We start from the raw sequence: 18,451 nt of genomic DNA, 5'->3' as shown, positions 1-18,451 counted from the left end.
TCCGAGTTGGTTGAGGGAACATGCTCACCTTGAGAGCATCAGTAGCTTATACCCGGCATTCGATGCCGTTACAATGACTAAGTGAAAGAGAAGGCTGCGAATGAGAGTCGCAGATCCTTCGCTTTAATTAGGGTGGTACCGCGAGACAACCGTCTCGTCCCTTTGTGGACGATTAGGTTGTCTTTTTGTTTTTTCATAATGATGAGGAGGGATTGCAAGATGACGGGGATCGAATTAACCGATGCACAAAGGCAGGAAGTCGAGCGCCAACTGCAAATCATCAAACGTGGTGCGGCTGAAATCATACCGGAAGACGCGCTGAAACAGAAAATTACCCGGGCAATTGTGACGGGAAAACCGTTGAAAGTGAAATTGGGCTTGGATCCATCTGCGCCTGATATTCATATTGGGCACACGGTTGTCTTGCAAAAGCTTCGCCAATTTCAAGAGCTGGGCCATGAAGTTCAGCTGATCATTGGAGATTTCACAGGTCGTATTGGCGATCCAACAGGGAAGTCGGAAACGCGCAAACAGCTGACAGAAGAGGATGTTCAGCATAATGCCCAAACGTATCAGACGCAGCTGTCCAAAATTTTGGATTTCACGAAAACAACCTTTTACTACAATTCTAGTTGGCTGGGTGAACTGAAATTTGATGATGTGCTGAAGCTGGCGGGCAAAGTAACGGTGGCGAGGATGCTGGAGCGGGACGATTTCGCCAAAAGATACGCGGCCAATCAACCGATTCATGTACATGAATTTTTCTACCCGCTAATGCAAGGCTACGATTCTGTTTCACTGGAGACCGACATTGAGCTTGGGGGCACGGATCAGACGTTTAACATTTTAATGGGACGCACACTGCAAGGCGCCTATGAGATGCAAGACGGCCAAGTGGCTATTCTGATGCCACTGCTCGAAGGGCTGGATGGCACGCAGAAGATGAGCAAAAGCTTGAAAAATTACATCGGTATCGATGAGGCCGCGAATGAAATTTTCGGCAAAACGATGTCGATTCCGGATTCGCTTATGCTGAAATATTATGAGTTAACGACTGCGATCTCGAGCGAGGCCCTTCAGGAGTTGAAAGAGGGACTGGAAGCGGGTTCTGTCCATCCAAGAGATGCCAAGATGAAGTTGGCCAAGGAATATGTGCGTATGTATCATGGTGCAGAAGCAGCTCAAGAGGCTGAGCAGCATTTCATTACGGTTTTTCAGAAGCGGGCGCTGCCGGAGGATATCGAAGAAATGCAGATCGGCGAGGAACTGCTCGATGCTGGCCAGATCTCCATTATTAAGCTGCTTGTTTCTATGGGGCTGCAGGCTTCCAACGCAGAAGCAAGACGCAGTATTGAGCAAGGCGCGGTGAAAATCAATGAAACGAAAATATCGAATATCCATGAAATACGCCAACCGCAGGATGGCGATATTGTTCAGGTAGGCAAACGAAAGTTTGTGAAAATCAAACGAGTTTAACCAGAGCATATAAAAAGGGCCTCTTGAACAGCAATCTGCTGCTTCAAGAAGCCCTTCCTTCTATTATAGCCATTCTTTTTTACGGAATAAAATATACATGGCAATCCCTAACACACCCATAAACGCTAAGACGAACTCATCGCCGTGAGCGACGTGGAGCCCTAGAATGTTATCGAAGTTCATTCCGAACACTCCTGTAATAAACGTCAGCGGCATGAAAATGGTTGTCAGCGCGGTAAAAACACGCATGATATCATTCGCGCGGTTCGCCAGGCTGGACTGGTAAGCTTCTCGTAAGTTCCCCATCAAATCGCGGAGCGTATCGAACGTATCCACAATTTTGACGGCATTCTCATAAATGTCGCCAAAATATTTCTGGAGCTGGTGGTCAATCAGCCTGAGATCCTTCTTGCCTAGCGTACCGATCACATCACGTTGTGGAACAAGCACTTTTTTGAGCCAGAGAATTTCCGAACGAAGTCCGATGATCTCATTCAAATGCGATTTTTTGGTCGCTACCAAAATATCTTCTTCCAGCTTTTCAATCTTGGCCTCGATACGGTCACCAACCGCAACGTAGTTATCGACGACAAGATCGACTAGATGGTATAGGAAACGATCGGCGCTGTTGACCTCCTCTTCCCAGAGAAACGGCTTTAAAGCGCGAAGTTCATTAATTTTTTGCCTAGTAACGGTAATAATGACATGTTTGCTAAGAAATAGATTAAGTCCGCGGAGGAAAATTTCCTCATCATCAAAACGAATGCTATTTATAACGATAAAATAATGCGAATCATAAAATTCAATCTTAGGACGCTGTTCCTCTTCGCTCAAGCAGTCCTCCACGGCCAAATCATGTAGATGGAATAAAGGCTGAAGAAGTTCTAAATCCTCGATCCCTGCATCAATCCAATAAAAGCCTTGTTCTGGAGGTGTTAGTGCGACAGACACGTCTTCGACCAATGTGAAAATGCCATTCTGAACCCACCGTGTTTTCATCTGATCCACCCCTTTGCATGGAATCAGCCGGTTACGTTCATCATGTGCGCGAGACTACGAATGATGGAATAACCGACTGCATTCCTACACTATAAAATTTACACAACTTGCAGGTGCTACTCCTCGGTTCCCCGTCCAAACGTATGCCCCCCTTTTGCGTCCGTGTCGAATAATACTTGTCTAGTATAACCCTTCATATATCCCGTTTCAAGCCAAAAAGTTTGGTGCAAACAAGTAAGAATTCGCTTTAGATACTCTATGGATTCAGGGCTTGTTCGGTGTCAAAAAAAACCGCCATGAATTACATGGCGGCTTTCAAAATCTTGCCTTTCATTTCTTGATAAATGTCAATCAGTTCAGGATTGCCTCGGAGCAGCAGATCTTCTTCACTCTCTGCGCCGTAGACTCGACATAATAAGGCAGCGGCATCCTCAGCTTGTTGCCTGGTTGGCTTCGATGTTTCAATTAAAGCGAAATATCGATTTAATGAAGCGAAAGCAGAGAAGTTATCCGAAGATGGTGCGGACATAATGGACCCCCTTTAATAGTTAGATCATGTAATCAGTTTGATATTTATTTAACCCTGTTTCGCGTTATTTAAACACCAAATCACGATACATTTCGTATCAATATTACCACAGATGGACAGCCTGTTGCAATTTCTTTGTTTTACAGGTTGTCGGGATCGGTTAATGTCTTGACTTTACATTATTTTATAGTATGATGATTTTAATCGCATACGTTTCATTTTCTTATCAAGAGTAGGTGGAGGGACTAGCCCTATGACACCCGGCAACCGACAAACCTTTGCAAGCAAAGGGATGCACGGTGCTAATTCTTGCGGAACCGCTTGTAGAAAGCGAATCTGGGAGATAAGAGAAGGACATTGACAGTGACATTCCATGGCCTTTCTCTGATTCCAGAGAAGGCCATTTTTGCATTTTCATACACCCAAAATAAACCATTGAAGAGGAGTGAACAGGATGCCGATCAAGATTCCTGACAACCTGCCTGCCAAAGAAATTTTAAACCAAGAGAACATCTTCACCATGGACGAATCTGTCGCGTATCACCAGGATATACGTCCACTTCGCATTGCTTTGTTAAACTTGATGCCTACCAAAGAAACGACCGAGACGCAATTGCTGCGCTTGATCGGGAATACGCCGCTGCAGGTGGAATTCGTTCTTCTGCATCCGAAAACTCATACTTCCAAGAATACCTCCGTTGAACATCTGGAGATGTTCTATAAAACTTTTGACGATATTAAAGAAGAAAAGCTGGACGGCATGATTATTACAGGCGCTCCAGTCGAACAGATGGAGTTTGAAGATGTGAATTACTGGGAGGAGTTGACGCAAATCCTGAATTGGAGCAAAGAAAACGTCACTTCTACCTTGCATATTTGCTGGGCAGCACAAGCGGGTTTGTATCATCACTTCGGGGTTCGTAAATTTGCGCTGGACAACAAAATATTCGGTGTATTCCCGCACACGGTAGAGGTGCCGAATACGAAGCTGCTTCGCGGTTTTGATGAAATTTTCCACGTGCCGCAATCGCGCCACACGGACGTTCGTCGTGATGACATTGAGCGATGTCCGGATCTGGAGATTTTATCCGAATCAGAGGAATCCGGTGTCTATATCGCGGCAACACGTGATGGCAAGCATATCTTCGTAACGGGCCATTCCGAGTATGATGCGAATTCATTGAAATGGGAATACGATCGGGATGTGAGCAAGGGACTTCCTATTGATATCCCCAAAAATTATTACCCCAACAATGATCCTAGCCGACAGCCTTATAACACTTGGAGAGCTCATGCGAACCTGCTGTTTTCCAATTGGTTGAACTATTATGTGTACCAAGAAACGCCTTTTGAGCTTACCGCTAATATCAACGAAAGCCTGGCAAGTGCGCAACTGTAATTCGAACCCAAATCATGAGGAGGAACTCCCTTTGTTGAAAATCGAAAGTCGTCTCGCCCAAATTGGCTCCATCGAAGAACCTGTAACCGGAGCTGTCAGCTTCCCTGTTTATCAAGCTACTGCTTTCCGTCACCCGAAGCTCGGTCAAAGCACTGGTTTTGACTACGCGCGTACCAAAAGCCCAACTCGTAAAGTGCTTGAGGATGCGATCGCGCAATTGGAATCCGGAGATGCGGGTTTCGCATGTTCATCCGGCATGGCAGCCTTGCAAACGGTTTTTGCCTACTTTAGCCAAGGCGATCATTTGATCGTTTCCTTGGATTTATATGGCGGTACGTACCGTCTGCTCGAGAAAATCATGTCTCGCTTCGGTGTAACGGCTACGTACGTAGATACCAACGATTTGGACGGCTTGGAATCTGCCTACCGTTCGAATACCAAAGGGCTGATCATTGAGACGCCGACGAATCCACTCATGATGATTACAGATATCGAGCTTGTATGTACATGGGCCCGTAAGAAGGGTATTGTGTCCATTGTCGATAACACGCTTTTAACTCCTTATTTACAGCGCCCATTAGAGCTGGGGGCAGACATTGTCGTTCATAGCGCGACCAAATATTTGGGTGGACACAACGACGTGCTTGCCGGTTTGATTGTGACAAAGGGCAAGGAGCTTTCGGAGCAGATGGCCTTCCTTCACAATTCGATTGGAGCCGTGCTTGGGCCTCAAGACAGCTGGCTTTTGATGCGAGGTATGAAGACGCTAGCGCTTCGTATGGAGCGTCATGAACAAAATGCAACAGCCATCGCAAACTTCCTGCTGGAGCACCCGCTCATCAGTGATGTTTACTACCCGGCACTGGAGTCTCATCCAGGCCATGCTATTCAAAACAAACAATCGAGCGGAAATACAGGGATTTTCTCCTTTAAAGTGAAAGACGCCAGACTGGTTGAGCCGATTTTGCGTCACATTCAGCTTATCGCCTTCGCAGAGAGCTTGGGCGGCGTCGAATCGCTGATGACATATCCGGCTGTACAAACACATGCGGATATTCCTCTTGAAATTCGCCAGCAAATCGGCGTGGATGATCGCCTTCTGCGCTTCTCTGTCGGCATCGAGCATCAGGATGATCTTATCGCTGATTTAGCGAATGCGCTTAGCCAAGCACAAGCAGAATTAGAAGGAGAATCCCTGTAATGAGCCATTCACCGAACGATAAACGCAAGCCGCACGGCAAATTCGCTACCAAACTCATACATTTTGGCGCTGAGATTGATGAAGTGACAGGCGCTTCCAGCGTGCCTTTATATCAAGCATCAACGTTCCATCAAGCTGACTTGGAAGTTTCTCCGGAGTATGATTATACGCGTTCCGGGAACCCAACCCGTCAAGCTCTGGAAGACTATATTGCCCTACTCGAAGGCGGAACCCGCGGCTTCGCTTTTGCTTCCGGCATGGCCGCGATTTCCTCGGCCTTCATGCTTCTTTCACAAGGAGATCATGTGATCGTGACGGAAGACGTGTATGGCGGTACATACCGCTTGCTTACAACGATTATGAATCGTATGGGGGTCGAATCCACCTTTGTTGATATGACGGATATCGCCCAAGTTCGTGCAGCGCTGCGTTCTAACACTAAAGCAGTGTTTCTGGAGACGCCTTCCAATCCGACGCTTAAAATTACGGACATCGCGGAAGTAGCTGCTTTTGCCAAAGAGCACGATTTGCTGACGATGTTGGATAATACATTCATGACGCCTTACCATCAACGTCCGATCGAACTAGGAATTGATATCGTGCTTCACAGCGCAACCAAATTCCTGGGCGGACACAGTGACGTCCTGGCTGGACTTGCCGTAGTTGCGAATGACAGCTTGGGCCGCAGAATGAAGCAGATCCAGAACGGGTTAGGCAATGTTCTTGGCATACAAGATTCATGGCTGCTCATCCGCGGAATGAAAACTTTGAAAGCCCGTATGGAAGTGTCGGAGAAAAGCGCACAACGATTGGCGCAATGGCTATCTGAACAGCCTGACGTTGAGGTCGTGTATTACCCGGGTCTTCCGAATCATCCACGTAGAGAGATTCATGAAAAGCAGTCCCTTGGTTATGGGGCCGTTGTTTCCTTCGATGTTGGCTCCGGTGAAAAGGCTAAAAAGATGCTGAGCAAAGTGCGCATTCCGTTGGTAGCCGTTTCCCTAGGAGCTGTAGAAAGCATTTTGTCCTATCCGGCTATGATGTCTCATGCTGCAATGCCGAAGGAAGTTCGCCTGCAGCGAGGCATTACGGACGGTCTTGTCCGGTATTCGGTTGGTCTGGAAGACATCGAAGACATCATTGAAGATCTGGAGCAAGCGCTTCGCGGTTAAACGTTCCGGAATTCCCAGAATAGTCATATTTGAAAAAGGTTCCTACTTATGAAAAGCAGCAATTTGCTGCTTTTTTGGCATGAGTATGGTACGATAAATGGATACGAGCCATCAGAAATTAAAGGAGTGAAGAGTTGTGAAACCGATCGATCGTATTTTAAATAAAGCACAATCAGGCGGCCGAATTGATGTAGAAGAATGCATTACACTGTTCGAATCCGATCAAATAGAAAAAATTGGCGATACCGCGAATCAAATTATGAAGAAATGGCATCCGGACCCGATTACTACATTCGTTATTGGCCGGAACATCAACTATACAAACATTTGTGATGTATACTGCAGATTCTGTGCGTTTTATCGTGCTCCTGGTTCAGCTGAAGGATATGTATTGCCGGACGAGACGATTTTCCAGAAGATACAAGAGACACTGGACGTAAACGGTACGGAGATTCTGATGCAAGGCGGTACCAACCCGAACTTGCCATTCAGCTATTACACGAACATTCTGCGTGAGATTAAGAAGCGTTTTGACATTACAATGCATTCTTTCTCACCGGCAGAAATTATGAAAATGAAAGACGTTTCAGACGGCTTATCCTTAGAAGAGGTTGTTCGCCAATTGCATGAAGCCGGATTGGATTCCTTGCCTGGCGGTGGCGCCGAAATTTTGGATGACCGTACTAGACGCAAAATCAGCAGGCTTAAAGGTTCATGGCGCGACTGGATGGACGTCATGCAAACCGCGCACAAAATTGGTATGCACACAACGGGTACCATGGTAATCGGTTTTGGCGAGTCGATGGAGGAGCGCGCGCTTCACATGCTGCGTATCCGTGACGCACAAGACGACGTATTGATGCAGAAGCTGAATACGCCTGGATTCCTTGCGTTCATTCCGTGGACGTTCCAACCGGATAATACAAACATGAAGGCGGAGAAAGTAACACCTGAAGAATACTTGAAAACATTGGCAATTAGCCGGATTATGCTCGACAATGTGCCGAACTTCCAATCTTCTTGGGTTACAATGGGACCTGAAGTGGGTAAACAGACCTTAAGTTATGGCTGCAACGACTTCGGCTCTACGATGATTGAAGAAAACGTGGTATCCGCGGCGGGCACGACGCACAAAGTCAACGTTACTTCAACGCTGGACATTATCCGTCAAGCAGGCAAAATTCCTGCGCAGCGGAACACGAAATATCAAATTTTGCGTGTTTTCGATGACGAAAACGTGAAAATTGATAAAGATTTTGTCATGCAGAATTAATAAATAAAGAGGCCTCCTTCCACTAGTGTAGTGGTTGGGGGCTTTTCTGCGTTACTTATTGCACTTCCTTCAGGGGAGCAGTGTGAATGATCGTTCTATTTTTACCCGTTTTCTTCGCTGTGTATAAGGATTGATCGGCGCCGGCGAAAAGCAGCTCTTTGGAAGTTCCAGGCTGATACTCGCTGAGACCGATAGAGATGGTGACGGGTTGGCCGTTCAGCTCTTCCTGTTTCATTTGAGAAATTTGCCAACGAATGCGTTCGAGCAGGTCAAACACTACATCGGTGTTCTTCTCTGTGAAAATGATAGCGAACTCTTCGCCGCCGTAACGTGCTACAAAATCATTAAGGCCCACATGATGTTTCAAGGTGCTGCTGACATTTTTCAAAACGGCGTCACCGGCTCTGTGTCCGTAGGTATCATTGACTTTCTTGAAATTGTCGATGTCGAGCACAGCGATATGAATGCAGAAATGACCTAAAGCGTTTTGCACGATAAGCTCATCCAAGTATTCATGGAAGGTAATATGATTGTACAAATCAGTTAATGCATCCGTTTTGGAGAGCTTGTCCATGATTATGTTTTTGATCAATAATTCCTGTTTCAGCTCCGTTGTTATTTGCAAATTGTTCAGGATTTCAACGCCGCGCTTAATAATGCCGAAGGTAATGATCGAAATAATGGTTAGCACTGGCAATATCGTCAGCAGATCTATGAAGGTGTAATCTGCGAGTAAGCGCAATTTGACAATAAAAAGAATGGAGAAGGAGACGAGAGATAAGGCTATGGAGTATATGATCTTGGAAAATTGCAGGTAAAAAATAGAAACGAAAATCGGAAGCAAAAGATAAAGGATAACAAGATTAATTTCATAATTGAAGTAAATAATGGTGAAGGATAAGATCGCACCGCCGCTTATGATTTGGTAATCCAGCTGATTTTTATAAAATTTATTGGTTGTTTCCAGCATAAGCAGGATGAAGATCATGGTGAGGACGGAGACAATAAGATGCCCTGATGTGAAGGATGCATCTCTTTTTGTAGTGAAAGAGTAGAGTAATTCGAAAGGTAATTGAAGCAGGACAAGGAACCAGTAGGTGTTCAGCAGCTTGCGGTTCCAAGCGTGTCTGTGCAGTTGGTATGCGTCTATTTGCATGGATATTCACTCCAATTTGAGACTAAAGCACTACGATGATTATCATAGCATGAACATTTGCGCGATTGGAATAACTTTACTTAAAGATTTGATAAAGAATGCTGAAAGGAAATGGCAATTTGTTCGTTGTATATCTCCTACCTATCGACCATATACTCTTAAGAGGAGGATGTATTGATGGAAGGAGTGAGGGTATGGAGCTGTTTACTATCGTGATCATGAAGGTTGATGAGTCCTATGTGCGTTCGCTAAGCGCTCAAATCGAACGTGAGCTGCAACTTTTACATATGGTTGAAAGTGGATGGACTATTGCATACGAATGGTCAGAAACACATGCATATATCCGCCTGGAATCGAAGTTGACTGACGAGGAAATTTCAGCGGTGCGACGCCAAATGCTGCCGAATCTGGCTGGTGCATTGGCAGATCACATCATTGCGGACAAGGAATCAAGTATTTTGCGTCAATTGCTTATTAAAGAGTTTAAATATGAGGCTAAGGAAGATTTGGAAGCTATCGAAGGATACTGTAAACCAACGGTTTATACAGACACAGGGACAGAGGATTCCCCTGTTCTTACCAACAGTTTCGGCATTCAGCGGCGCAGACAAGTCTTAGTCGACCAGCTCATATTGGCTCTAGAAGAAACTTCAAGACTCAGTTTGGACGGCTTCCTGCATTTCCGTTTGCAAGATTACACGGACGAGCTCCGGGAAATCGCGGAATATGCGATAGACGAATTTATGATGGATCGCCAATACCAGGAATTTATTTCTCTTTTGCAATACTTTGTGTATATCCAAGAAGCCAAAATTCCGGTTGTTCATCTCATTCACAAAGGCGGGCATGAATTCGTTATTTTGAATGATCGTATGGAACTCATTGACGCCAATGAATTTGATGCTTCTTTTAAGATGGAAATGTTGGAAAAGGACATTAATTTCGAAGATATGATCGTGAGCACGTTGATAACGGTATCTCCTGCAAACATCTATATTCACACAAGAGACGCTGACATGACGATCATCAAAACGATTAGGCAGATCTTCGAGGATCGAACGACGGTGTGCTCCTACTGCCGGACATGTGACATTTATTTAGGGGAAGCGAAAAAACAAGACCAACTATCCCCTTGACCTTGAACGAAGAGCCAATTATAATAGTGAGCGAAGGCGTTAATCAAAGACAAGAACTTTCTGCAAGAACTGTACAGAGAGAGGAGACCAGGCTGCAATCTCCTTCAGTGAAACAGATTGTTTACCCCTTTGTAGCCGTGTTGTGGAATTCGGCCTGATCTGCAGACTGTTAGTATACAACACCGGAATCATTCCCGTTACCGAATGCTGATGAGGATTCGCCATACTTGATAAGAGATGCAGCGAATCGAACTAGGGTGGAACCACGAGCTGAGCGCACTCGTCCCTTATGGGATGCAGTGTGCTTTTTTGCGTTCAATCACACATACAGGAGGAACGAAGATGGTTGTACAAGTGAAATTACCAGATGGCGCAGTGAGAGAGTACGCAGTTGGAACGACCATTGAGCAAGTGGCGGAGTCCATTTCTTCCGGATTAAAGAAAAATGCGGTAGGCGGTAAAGTCAACGGAAAATCGGTTGATTTGTCGTTCGCTTTGGAAAATGATGCTGACGTTGAGATTTTAACACTCGACAATGAAGCGGGATTGGAAATGTATCGTCACAGTACAGCTCATTTAATGGCTCAAGCTATTAAACGCATTTATGGCGACAAGGCTGTAAAATTAGGAATCGGACCTGTCATTGAAGATGGATTCTATTACGACATCGATTTGGAAACGCCGCTGAATCCAGAGGATTTGGTGAAAATCGAGAAGGAAATGGAACGCATCTCTAACGAAAACCTGGCGATTACTCGCCGCGTGGTTTCCCGTGAGGAAGCGATTCGCATCTTCACTGAAATGGAAGATCCGTACAAACTTGAGTTAATCCGTGATTTGCCGGAAGATTCCGTGCTCACGATTTATGATCAAGGTGAGTTCTTCGACCTATGCCGCGGACCGCATTTGCCATCCACTGGCAAGATCAAAGCTTTCAAACTGTTAAGCGTAGCGGGTGCATACTGGCGCGGAGACGCGAAAAACAAAATGCTGCAGCGTATTTACGGAACTGCGTTCCCTAAAAAAGCGCAGCTGGATGAGCACTTGCATTTGCTTGAAGAAGCAAAGAAACGTGACCACCGCAAGCTGGGTAAAGAGCTGAAAATGTTCGCGTTCTCCCGCGAGGTTGGTCAAGGTTTACCGCTTTGGCTGCCAAACGGTGCTAAATTGCGACGTACAATGGAACGTTACATTGTAGACTTGGAAGAGCGTTTAGGCTACCAGCACGTATATACACCGGTTCTTGCCAACGTGGATCTATACAAAACTTCCGGACACTGGGACCACTATAGCGAAGATATGTTCCCGAAAATGGTCATGGACAATGAAGAACTAGTACTTCGTCCGATGAACTGTCCGCATCATATGATGGTTTATAAGAGCGACATGCGCAGTTACCGTGATCTGCCGGTTCGTATCGCAGAGCTTGGCACGATGCACCGTTATGAAATGTCAGGCGCATTAACCGGTTTACACCGTGTTCGCGCTATGACGCTGAATGACGCTCATATCTTCTGTCGTTTGGATCAAATTAAAGAAGAGTTCTCGCGTGTAGTTACTCTGATCCGTCAAGTTTATGCTGATTTCGGCATTACAGACTATCGTTTCCGCCTTTCCTACCGCGATCCAAAGGATACGGAGAAGTATTTCCAAGATGATCAAATGTGGGAAACTTCCCAACGCATGCTGCGTGAAGTTGTAGAAGAGCTAGGCCTTCCATTCTACGAGGCTGAAGGGGAAGCTGCTTTCTACGGTCCTAAACTTGACGTTCAAATCAAAACTGCTCTTAAGAAAGAGGAGACTCTTTCTACTGCGCAAATCGATTTCTTACTGCCGGAGCGCTTCCAGCTTGAGTACACAGGCGAAGATGGCCAGAAACATCGTCCGGTTGTTATTCATAGAGGGATCATCTCGACTATGGAACGGATGACAGCGTTCTTGCTGGAAAATTTCGCAGGTGCTCTGCCGACTTGGTTAATGCCGGTACAAGCCAAAGTCATTCCGGTATCGCCTGCTTTTGAGGAATTCTCAAACAAGGTAACTGAGCGTCTGTTGGCTGCAGGTATTCGTGTCGAAGCGGATAACCGCAATGAAAAGTTGGGCTACAAGATTCGCGAAGCGCAGCTGGAGAAAATTCCGTTCATGCTCGTTGTCGGGGAAAATGAAGTAACGAATGAAAGCCTGTCTGTCCGCAAACGCGGTCAAGGGGATCTGGGTACACATCCGATTGATCAAGTGATCGGTATGATCAATGAAGAAATAAGCAAAAAACTATAATCTTATACAACGAAAGCAGAGAAGAGTCATTCTTCTCTGCTTTTTTTGTTTTCAAAATTAGGCATTTTGGTATGTATAAGGGAACGCAAAGGGGGCATTTTAATCAGTGAGTCTGCATATGGAGGTTTAATTCTGGAATGAACTGGACAACCTGCAATAGTAGGGGAGGTATCAAAACAATGTTTACTGCGTTATTTATGAAGCCCAAATGGCTTGGAACCTGGATGATCATGAACGTTTTGATTGCGCTTTTCGGACAAGAAACAAGAAACACGGCAGAAACCGTAAGCCATATACAAGTGCCGCACCAAATGGATGCTCCGAGCAATTCGGAACCTGTTTCTGTGCCAGTAACACAAGATCGTGGGCAGCAAGTTAATTATCGCTATGTGCCTAAACTGGACTCCGATTTGTCCAAGCTTAAGTCGGTTGAAGTGACGGCTACCGGGTATTATGCGGGTAAAGAATCTACGGGTAAAAATCCGGATCATCCTGAATACGGCATTACCTTTTCAGGGATCAAAGTAAAGCGGGACGACAAAGCGTTATCGACCATCGCTGCAGACACGAAAGTTTTTCCGCTAGGCACAGTTTTGTTTATCCCGGGATACGGTTACGGGGTAGTTGCCGACACGGGAAGCGCGATTAAAGGGAAGAAAATTGACTTGTATTTTGACACAAAAGATCAGGTCTACAAGGAATGGGGCAAGAAAACCGTCAAAGTTTTTATCGTCAAGCAGGGGAGCGGCAAGGTGACGGAGCTCATTTGGAATCAATTGAAGGATGAGATCTTGTCTCCTACCAAATCGTTATAAAAATGGTTCGGGCTAAATTTTTTCATCATAAAAAATCCTGTTTGGGAAACGATATACATACAGGAGGTGATTGAACATGGCTAAGAACAAAAACAACAAGAAAGCAGCACAAGACGTAGAATTCGCTACGGAAACTGCGGTACCTAACAAGCAGCAACAAACGAACACACAAAACCAAAACAAATAACGAATGACCATAGCGATGTTAAAAAAGCAGGGATCCTTAAGGGTCTCTGCTTTTTTTATTTCTTTTCATCGTCGCCTATTTTCGATATAATGTAGCAAAATCTAACATTTGCCCATCTGGGAGGAGTGCCAATTGCTTATGCAGGCAGAGACGAAACTGAAAGCTTGGTTGTATGGTCTTATTCTCATCGGTATTGCCTTAAGTGTAGTGGCTTTATTTTCAACATCTTTTTGGTTTACGGCTGCGAGTTTGGCTGTTTTTTTGTTTTTAGGGTTATTGATCACTGTTATGAATAGGTCATCAAGCGTTTCACTCGACTCTGAAAAGCGGCAGCAGGAGCAATTCCGAACCTTTATTCAGGAATCACAGGTCGTGGCGGATCGCTTGGCAGCGGCGGTAGAAGAAGTGAACCGCTCTATTAGCCAACTGCTGCACATTGCCGATGCGTCCATTCAAGGCGAAGAGGATCTCAAGGCTCGCAGCGATCAAGCGGTAGGACAGCTGCAGGAAGCGTTCGCAGCGATTCAGCAGGTGGCGGCGGCAGCCGATCATATTTTAGATTCATCGTTACATATGCACAAAGAGAGCGAACAGACCAAAGACACGGTTGTCGATGTATGCCGCTCCCTGAATGCCACAGACGAAGTCATGAGCGATCTGCATATCAATAATGATACGATGCAGAGCAAGATTCAGGATCTTACCACACATACTTCTAAAATCGAAGAAATCAATACGTTCATTGCCGAAGTGGTCAATCAAACGTCGTTGCTTGCTCTTAATGCTTCCATCGAGGCCGCTAGAGCAGGCGAGCAAGGGCGCGGGTTTTCGGTTGTCGCACAGGAGATTAAGAAGCTGGCGGCGCAAAGCCATGAAGCGGTGACAACCTCATCGGAAATTTTGGCCGCCATCGAGAGCGGCGTTGCACAAGTTGTGGCTGCAGTTGCAGAAGAAAAGAAGTCGGTTGCTTTAGGCATTAGCGAAATGAAAGTGATGAAGGAAAAGATCGATACGATCTTCTCGCTTATCCTGCATGTCAACAATCTCGTTGCAAGTACGACAACCTCAACCAAGACGCAGTCTACCTTAGTCACAGGCACGAGGTCTTCGCTCGGTCAAGTGGTGGACTTGATGAACGAAACCATGAACAGCGTGGAGAACACGCTTATGCAAATGAAAAAGCAGCGCCAGGAAGTTTCGATGCTGCAGCACATCAACCAAAATCTTGATCGCTCCTCATCAGAGCTTATCCAAGCTATTCAAGCCGTTGGTTTACAAAATACGAAGGGGACAACCAACGTTAATATTCAAGAGATGAAGCAGCTGCTCAGTGCTCTTGTCCTCAAACCTGACATCACTTCCTTGATCGATGGAAATCATGCCGCTCAATTAAGCGCAGTTTTGAAGAAAACAGATGGGATTGAGGCGATCTGGTCGAACCGGGCAGACGGGACCTTCATCTTTTCACTGCCTGAAGCCGGTCTTGTGAATGGGAAAGGAAGAGAGTGGTGGAAGCGGGCGATGGCCGGTGAACTCTTTGTTTCGGAGGAATACGTGTCAGCTATTACGAAAAAACCGTGCATTACTTTATCTAAAGCGATAATAGGTGACACGGGAACCCCGATTGGCGTCATAGGAATCGATTTAATCTTGAAATAATGGTTCTCAAAACCAATATTTTAGTGTAAAATAAGATTACTGTAATGAATGTTAACATGGAGAGATAGGTGAAGTGACTGTGCTGAATGCTATGCGACTGGACGGTAATTCTCAAAAGACATCAAGGAAAGCCGCGGAGGTATTTCCTTTCCTGGAAGCTTACATTGCCCGCAAGGAGCAGCAGGCTTTAGAGATCGAGCAGGTAGTGGAGCGTTACGAAATGAAGAGAATGAAGGAAGAGCGGGCTTATCAGGCAATGTCTTCACTTCGTCGCATGTTTACGGGGAAGAAACCTGACCATCATCTGGCCGTTGAGTATATCCATTATGTGAAGAAGCCGATGGAGCAAGTGAACAAGCTGCGTGCCGAAATTGCGCGTGCCAGACAGATTATGAACGAATCCAAGCCTGGCGAGGACATCACCATTCCAGATGATTTCGAAGAGCTGCTTAACTAATAACAAATTAAAACCCTTCCGTCTGGAAGGGTTTTTTGCTGTCGTTTTATCCTTTTTTCAATTGCTCCAAGTCCAGGAAACCGTCCTCCTGGCTGTAAGCGGGAACCCCATGGATCCCTACATCTAAGCCTACGAGCTCTTCATCACTGCTTACGCGCAGAGGTACGATGAGATTAATGAGCTTCATGACGCCCCATGTGAGGGCGAAGCCCCAAATACAAACCGTAACAAGACCTAATGCTTGAACACCTAACAGACCGAATCCGCCGCCATAAAATAAACCGGCTGTACCTTCGCGGATAGCGTCAGGCTGCGCGAACAAGCCTACAGCCAATGTTCCGATGCTGCCGCTGATGCCGTGCACGGGGAACGCTCCAACGGGGTCATCGATTTGTCTGGCTTCCAGCATTTCAGTAGCATAGACCATCGCGATGCCGCAAACAGCTCCAATGAAAATGGCGGCAACATCACTAACGAATGCGCAGCCGGCGGTAATGCCGACGAGCCCTGCAAGCGCGCCGTTGATAACCATTGGCGGGTCAGCTTTGCGATAGCGTAACATCGTAAACAGGATGCAGGTTGCGCAGCCTGCTGCTGCAGCTAACATAGTTGTTACGGCAATATGGCCGATCGATGTATTGGTAGCGCTTAGCGTACTGCCGGAGTTGAAGCCGAACCAACCGAACCATAGGATGAATGCGCCTACGGAAGCTAGCGGCAAATTGGAGGGTGGGACGATGTTGGCCGATCCATCCGCAGAGAATTTACCGATCCGCGGGCCGATGATCACAGCTGCGGCGAGTGCCGAGAAGCCGCCAAGTGCATGGATGACAGCAGATCCGGCGAAATCAACCATGCCTAGCTTGCCGAGCCATCCGCCAACTGACCACACCCAGTGACCGGCAATGGGATAAATTAACCCTGTCATGGCAATGGTGTAAAGGATGTAAGCTCGGAAGTTGATGCGTTCGGCAACTGCGCCCGATACGATGGAGATAACAGCGATAACGAAAGCGCATTGGAATAGCCAGTAGGTTTCATGTGAGATGTTAAGCACGATGTGTGTCAAATCTCCTCCCATGAAAAAGCCGCTCGTACCGATGATTCCCCCTGCGTCTTTACCATACATGAGGGCGAAGCCGATAAAATAAAAAATAAGTGCTCCGAAAGCGATATCAACAAACACTTTCATAATGATGCTTACGGCATTCTTCTGCCTGACAAAGCCTGCTTCCAGTAACGCAAAGCCCCCTTCCATCAATAAAATCATGGCAGCCGTTAGTACCACCCATATGGTATCTAGACCGCTGGAAAGCTGTTGGATTTGATCCATTTGTAATCTCTCCCTTATATTCGAAGCGTTCTAATGGAACAATTATACGGTTCTCATGATAAGCATGTCAACGAAATACGTAAGAATACATAACATAAAGAAAGTATTGTTCGTATCTTCCAAATCCATGTCAGTTATTTCGTGGTTGTGCTCGAAAAACTCAGTCTCTAGACCGAGGCGGTCTTCAATCCCTCGTCTCTTTTCAATCTTGGTTGTATCTTATAGACTAGAAGTATCTTAACAACGATGCACACAAATGGAGGAAGAATGTATGAATCCGCATATGTTTCAACGCATGATTTGGGGGCTTGTCCTTGTGACGGCAGGTATCCTATTTTTACTTAATCAACTGGGGTTCATTCATATTGACCTTGCTTATATGTTTTCCACGTATTGGCCTGTCATTCTCATCTTTTACGGGCTCGTCGGATTCCTATGGCAGCGTAAGTATCATTGGGGAGGTTCGATTTGGAGCTTACTCGTTTGCGGTGTCGGAACGATTTTCCTTCTTAAGAACCTGAATCTCACCGATCGATCGCTGGGAGACATGTTTAAATTTTTGGCCCCTGTTGCCTTAATCTTATTTGGCCTGAACGTTATCTTCCGCCCTGGCCGCAGAGAGTCACCGGACTGGCTTTCCATGAAAGAAGCCAAAGAGCAAGCAAGAAGAGAGAGACGGGAAGCAAGACGCAAGGAGCATGAGAGACATAGTAATCCTTGGGACTCCGCCGGCTGGAACCATAAGGAGAAAGTAGAGCGGGACCTTTTCACAGGAAACGAAACCAAGCATACACTGAGCGACGAGGAAAAAGAAGTTCTCAAAGATATTCATGGCGAATTTCATCAAAAGCATGCGGACGAATGGCTTGGCTCCGGGGATTCACGCGCGAAGGCACCTACAGCTCAACCGGAATCGCATGGTCAGCCGAAAACAAGAAACCATCACAGGCACGTTCACGGCCATCATTACGATGACTTCGTGCGCAATTTTGATTCAGGTGATGTTCTTCATCGTCACGGTTTCATCGGGGATGTTCATCTGGGGCAGGAAGCTTGGGAGCTGAAGCCGATTCAAATCTCTCATTTCATTGGAGATTCTGTGATTGACTTGACCCGTGCGGCCATTCCGCTAGGAGAAACAACGATCCATGTAACTGCCTTTATCGGCGACGTGAAAATTTTTATTCCTAACGATTTGGATGTAGAAGTTCGTGTGATGGCAAGTTCTTTTATTGGGGACATGAAAGTTCTTGATCGCCGTGAGAGTGGGTTTCTGCGCAGCGTGAGAACACAGACCTCTCATTATGATGAAGCCGAACGAAAGCTTATCGTCACGACAAGCATGTTTATTGGTGATATAACAATCAAAAAGATAGGTTAAG

General features: G+C 46.0%; 15 protein-coding genes, 1 riboswitch and 1 other annotated feature (1 of these 17 only partly in view). Of the genes, 11 read left to right on the top strand and 4 right to left on the bottom strand.

Annotated elements, in window-relative coordinates; all coding sequences use genetic code 11:
- Positions 1-165: a binding site (T-box leader), on the top strand; it begins 108 nt to the left of the window's first position.
- Between the two features lie 54 nt (positions 166-219).
- Positions 220-1,476: a tyrosine--tRNA ligase gene (gene tyrS, locus AC3WTJ_RS26580; protein WP_492524390.1), complete on the top strand. Its 1,257-nt coding sequence runs from the start codon at positions 220-222 to the stop codon at positions 1,474-1,476.
- A gap of 63 nt (positions 1,477-1,539) precedes the next feature.
- Here tyrS and corA read toward each other — a convergent pair whose 3' ends face one another.
- Together corA and AC3WTJ_RS26570 are read right to left on the bottom strand one after the other, a co-directional pair.
- Positions 1,540-2,475: a magnesium/cobalt transporter CorA gene (corA, locus tag AC3WTJ_RS26575; RefSeq protein ID WP_127457774.1), complete on the bottom strand. Its 936-nt coding sequence runs from the start codon at positions 2,473-2,475 to the stop codon at positions 1,540-1,542.
- 301 nt (positions 2,476-2,776) lie between these two features.
- Positions 2,777-3,004, bottom strand: a complete 228-nt coding sequence (locus AC3WTJ_RS26570; protein WP_127457775.1) for a hypothetical protein — start codon at positions 3,002-3,004, stop codon at positions 2,777-2,779.
- Positions 3,005-3,224: 220 nt separating this feature from the next.
- A riboswitch (SAM riboswitch) is annotated at positions 3,225-3,354 on the top strand.
- A gap of 104 nt (positions 3,355-3,458) precedes the next feature.
- Here AC3WTJ_RS26570 and metA point away from each other — a divergent pair.
- From metA to mqnC, 4 genes are all read left to right on the top strand, one after another.
- The gene (gene metA, locus AC3WTJ_RS26565; RefSeq protein WP_492524389.1) at positions 3,459-4,403 is read left to right on the top strand and encodes a homoserine O-acetyltransferase MetA; all 945 of its coding nucleotides are present in this window, start codon (positions 3,459-3,461) and stop codon (positions 4,401-4,403) included.
- A 34-nt stretch (positions 4,404-4,437) separates the two neighbouring features.
- On the top strand, positions 4,438-5,604 hold the full coding sequence (locus AC3WTJ_RS26560) for an aminotransferase class I/II-fold pyridoxal phosphate-dependent enzyme (RefSeq protein WP_276562821.1): 1,167 nt from the start codon (positions 4,438-4,440) through the stop codon (positions 5,602-5,604).
- Positions 5,604-6,776 (top strand): trans-sulfuration enzyme family protein, encoded by a 1,173-nt coding sequence (locus AC3WTJ_RS26555; RefSeq protein ID WP_157319530.1) that lies wholly within the window; start codon positions 5,604-5,606, stop codon positions 6,774-6,776. Before AC3WTJ_RS26560 ends, AC3WTJ_RS26555 begins: the two co-directional genes overlap by 1 nt.
- A 136-nt stretch (positions 6,777-6,912) precedes the next feature.
- Complete coding sequence (mqnC, locus tag AC3WTJ_RS26550; RefSeq protein ID WP_492524388.1) at positions 6,913-8,049, top strand: cyclic dehypoxanthinyl futalosine synthase; 1,137 nt, start codon at positions 6,913-6,915, stop codon at positions 8,047-8,049.
- A 55-nt stretch (positions 8,050-8,104) separates the two neighbouring features.
- Here mqnC and AC3WTJ_RS26545 read toward each other — a convergent pair whose 3' ends face one another.
- On the bottom strand, positions 8,105-9,205 hold the full coding sequence (locus tag AC3WTJ_RS26545) for a GGDEF domain-containing protein (protein ID WP_492524387.1): 1,101 nt from the start codon (positions 9,203-9,205) through the stop codon (positions 8,105-8,107).
- 194 nt (positions 9,206-9,399) lie between these two features.
- On the opposite strand from AC3WTJ_RS26545, the gene ytxC reads away from it, so the two are divergent.
- The 5 genes from ytxC to AC3WTJ_RS26520 all read left to right on the top strand — a co-directional run bounded on the left by ytxC (position 9,400) and on the right by AC3WTJ_RS26520 (position 15,736).
- Positions 9,400-10,341 carry a sporulation protein YtxC gene (gene ytxC / locus AC3WTJ_RS26540; protein WP_492524386.1) on the top strand — a complete coding sequence of 314 codons (942 nt, stop codon included), beginning with the start codon at positions 9,400-9,402 and terminating at the stop codon, positions 10,339-10,341.
- 342 nt (positions 10,342-10,683) lie between these two features.
- Complete coding sequence (gene thrS / locus AC3WTJ_RS26535) at positions 10,684-12,618, top strand: threonine--tRNA ligase (RefSeq protein WP_127457781.1); 1,935 nt, start codon at positions 10,684-10,686, stop codon at positions 12,616-12,618.
- 179 nt (positions 12,619-12,797) lie between these two features.
- The gene (locus tag AC3WTJ_RS26530; RefSeq protein WP_492524385.1) at positions 12,798-13,433 is read left to right on the top strand and encodes a 3D domain-containing protein; all 636 of its coding nucleotides are present in this window, start codon (positions 12,798-12,800) and stop codon (positions 13,431-13,433) included.
- 325 nt (positions 13,434-13,758) lie between these two features.
- A complete protein-coding gene (locus tag AC3WTJ_RS26525; RefSeq protein ID WP_492524576.1) occupies positions 13,759-15,279 on the top strand; it encodes a methyl-accepting chemotaxis protein in 1,521 nt (506 codons plus the stop codon).
- A 73-nt stretch (positions 15,280-15,352) separates the two neighbouring features.
- Entirely contained in the window at positions 15,353-15,736 is a 384-nt protein-coding gene (locus AC3WTJ_RS26520; RefSeq protein WP_338114059.1) for a hypothetical protein, read from the top strand.
- Positions 15,737-15,782: 46 nt separating this feature from the next.
- On the opposite strand, the gene AC3WTJ_RS26515 is transcribed toward AC3WTJ_RS26520, so the two are convergent.
- A complete protein-coding gene (locus AC3WTJ_RS26515; protein WP_492524384.1) occupies positions 15,783-17,069 on the bottom strand; it encodes an ammonium transporter in 1,287 nt (428 codons plus the stop codon).
- A gap of 271 nt (positions 17,070-17,340) precedes the next feature.
- On the opposite strand from AC3WTJ_RS26515, the gene liaF reads away from it, so the two are divergent.
- Positions 17,341-18,450: a cell wall-active antibiotics response protein LiaF gene (gene liaF, locus AC3WTJ_RS26510; protein ID WP_492524383.1), complete on the top strand. Its 1,110-nt coding sequence runs from the start codon at positions 17,341-17,343 to the stop codon at positions 18,448-18,450.
- Position 18,451 lies beyond the last annotated feature (1 nt).

It is taken from the genome of Paenibacillus sp. FW101-FHT12H11 (genome assembly GCF_058790355.1).
The sequence above is the reverse complement of the archived record's forward strand: the minus strand, read 5'-3'. Positions and strand labels throughout refer to the sequence as shown.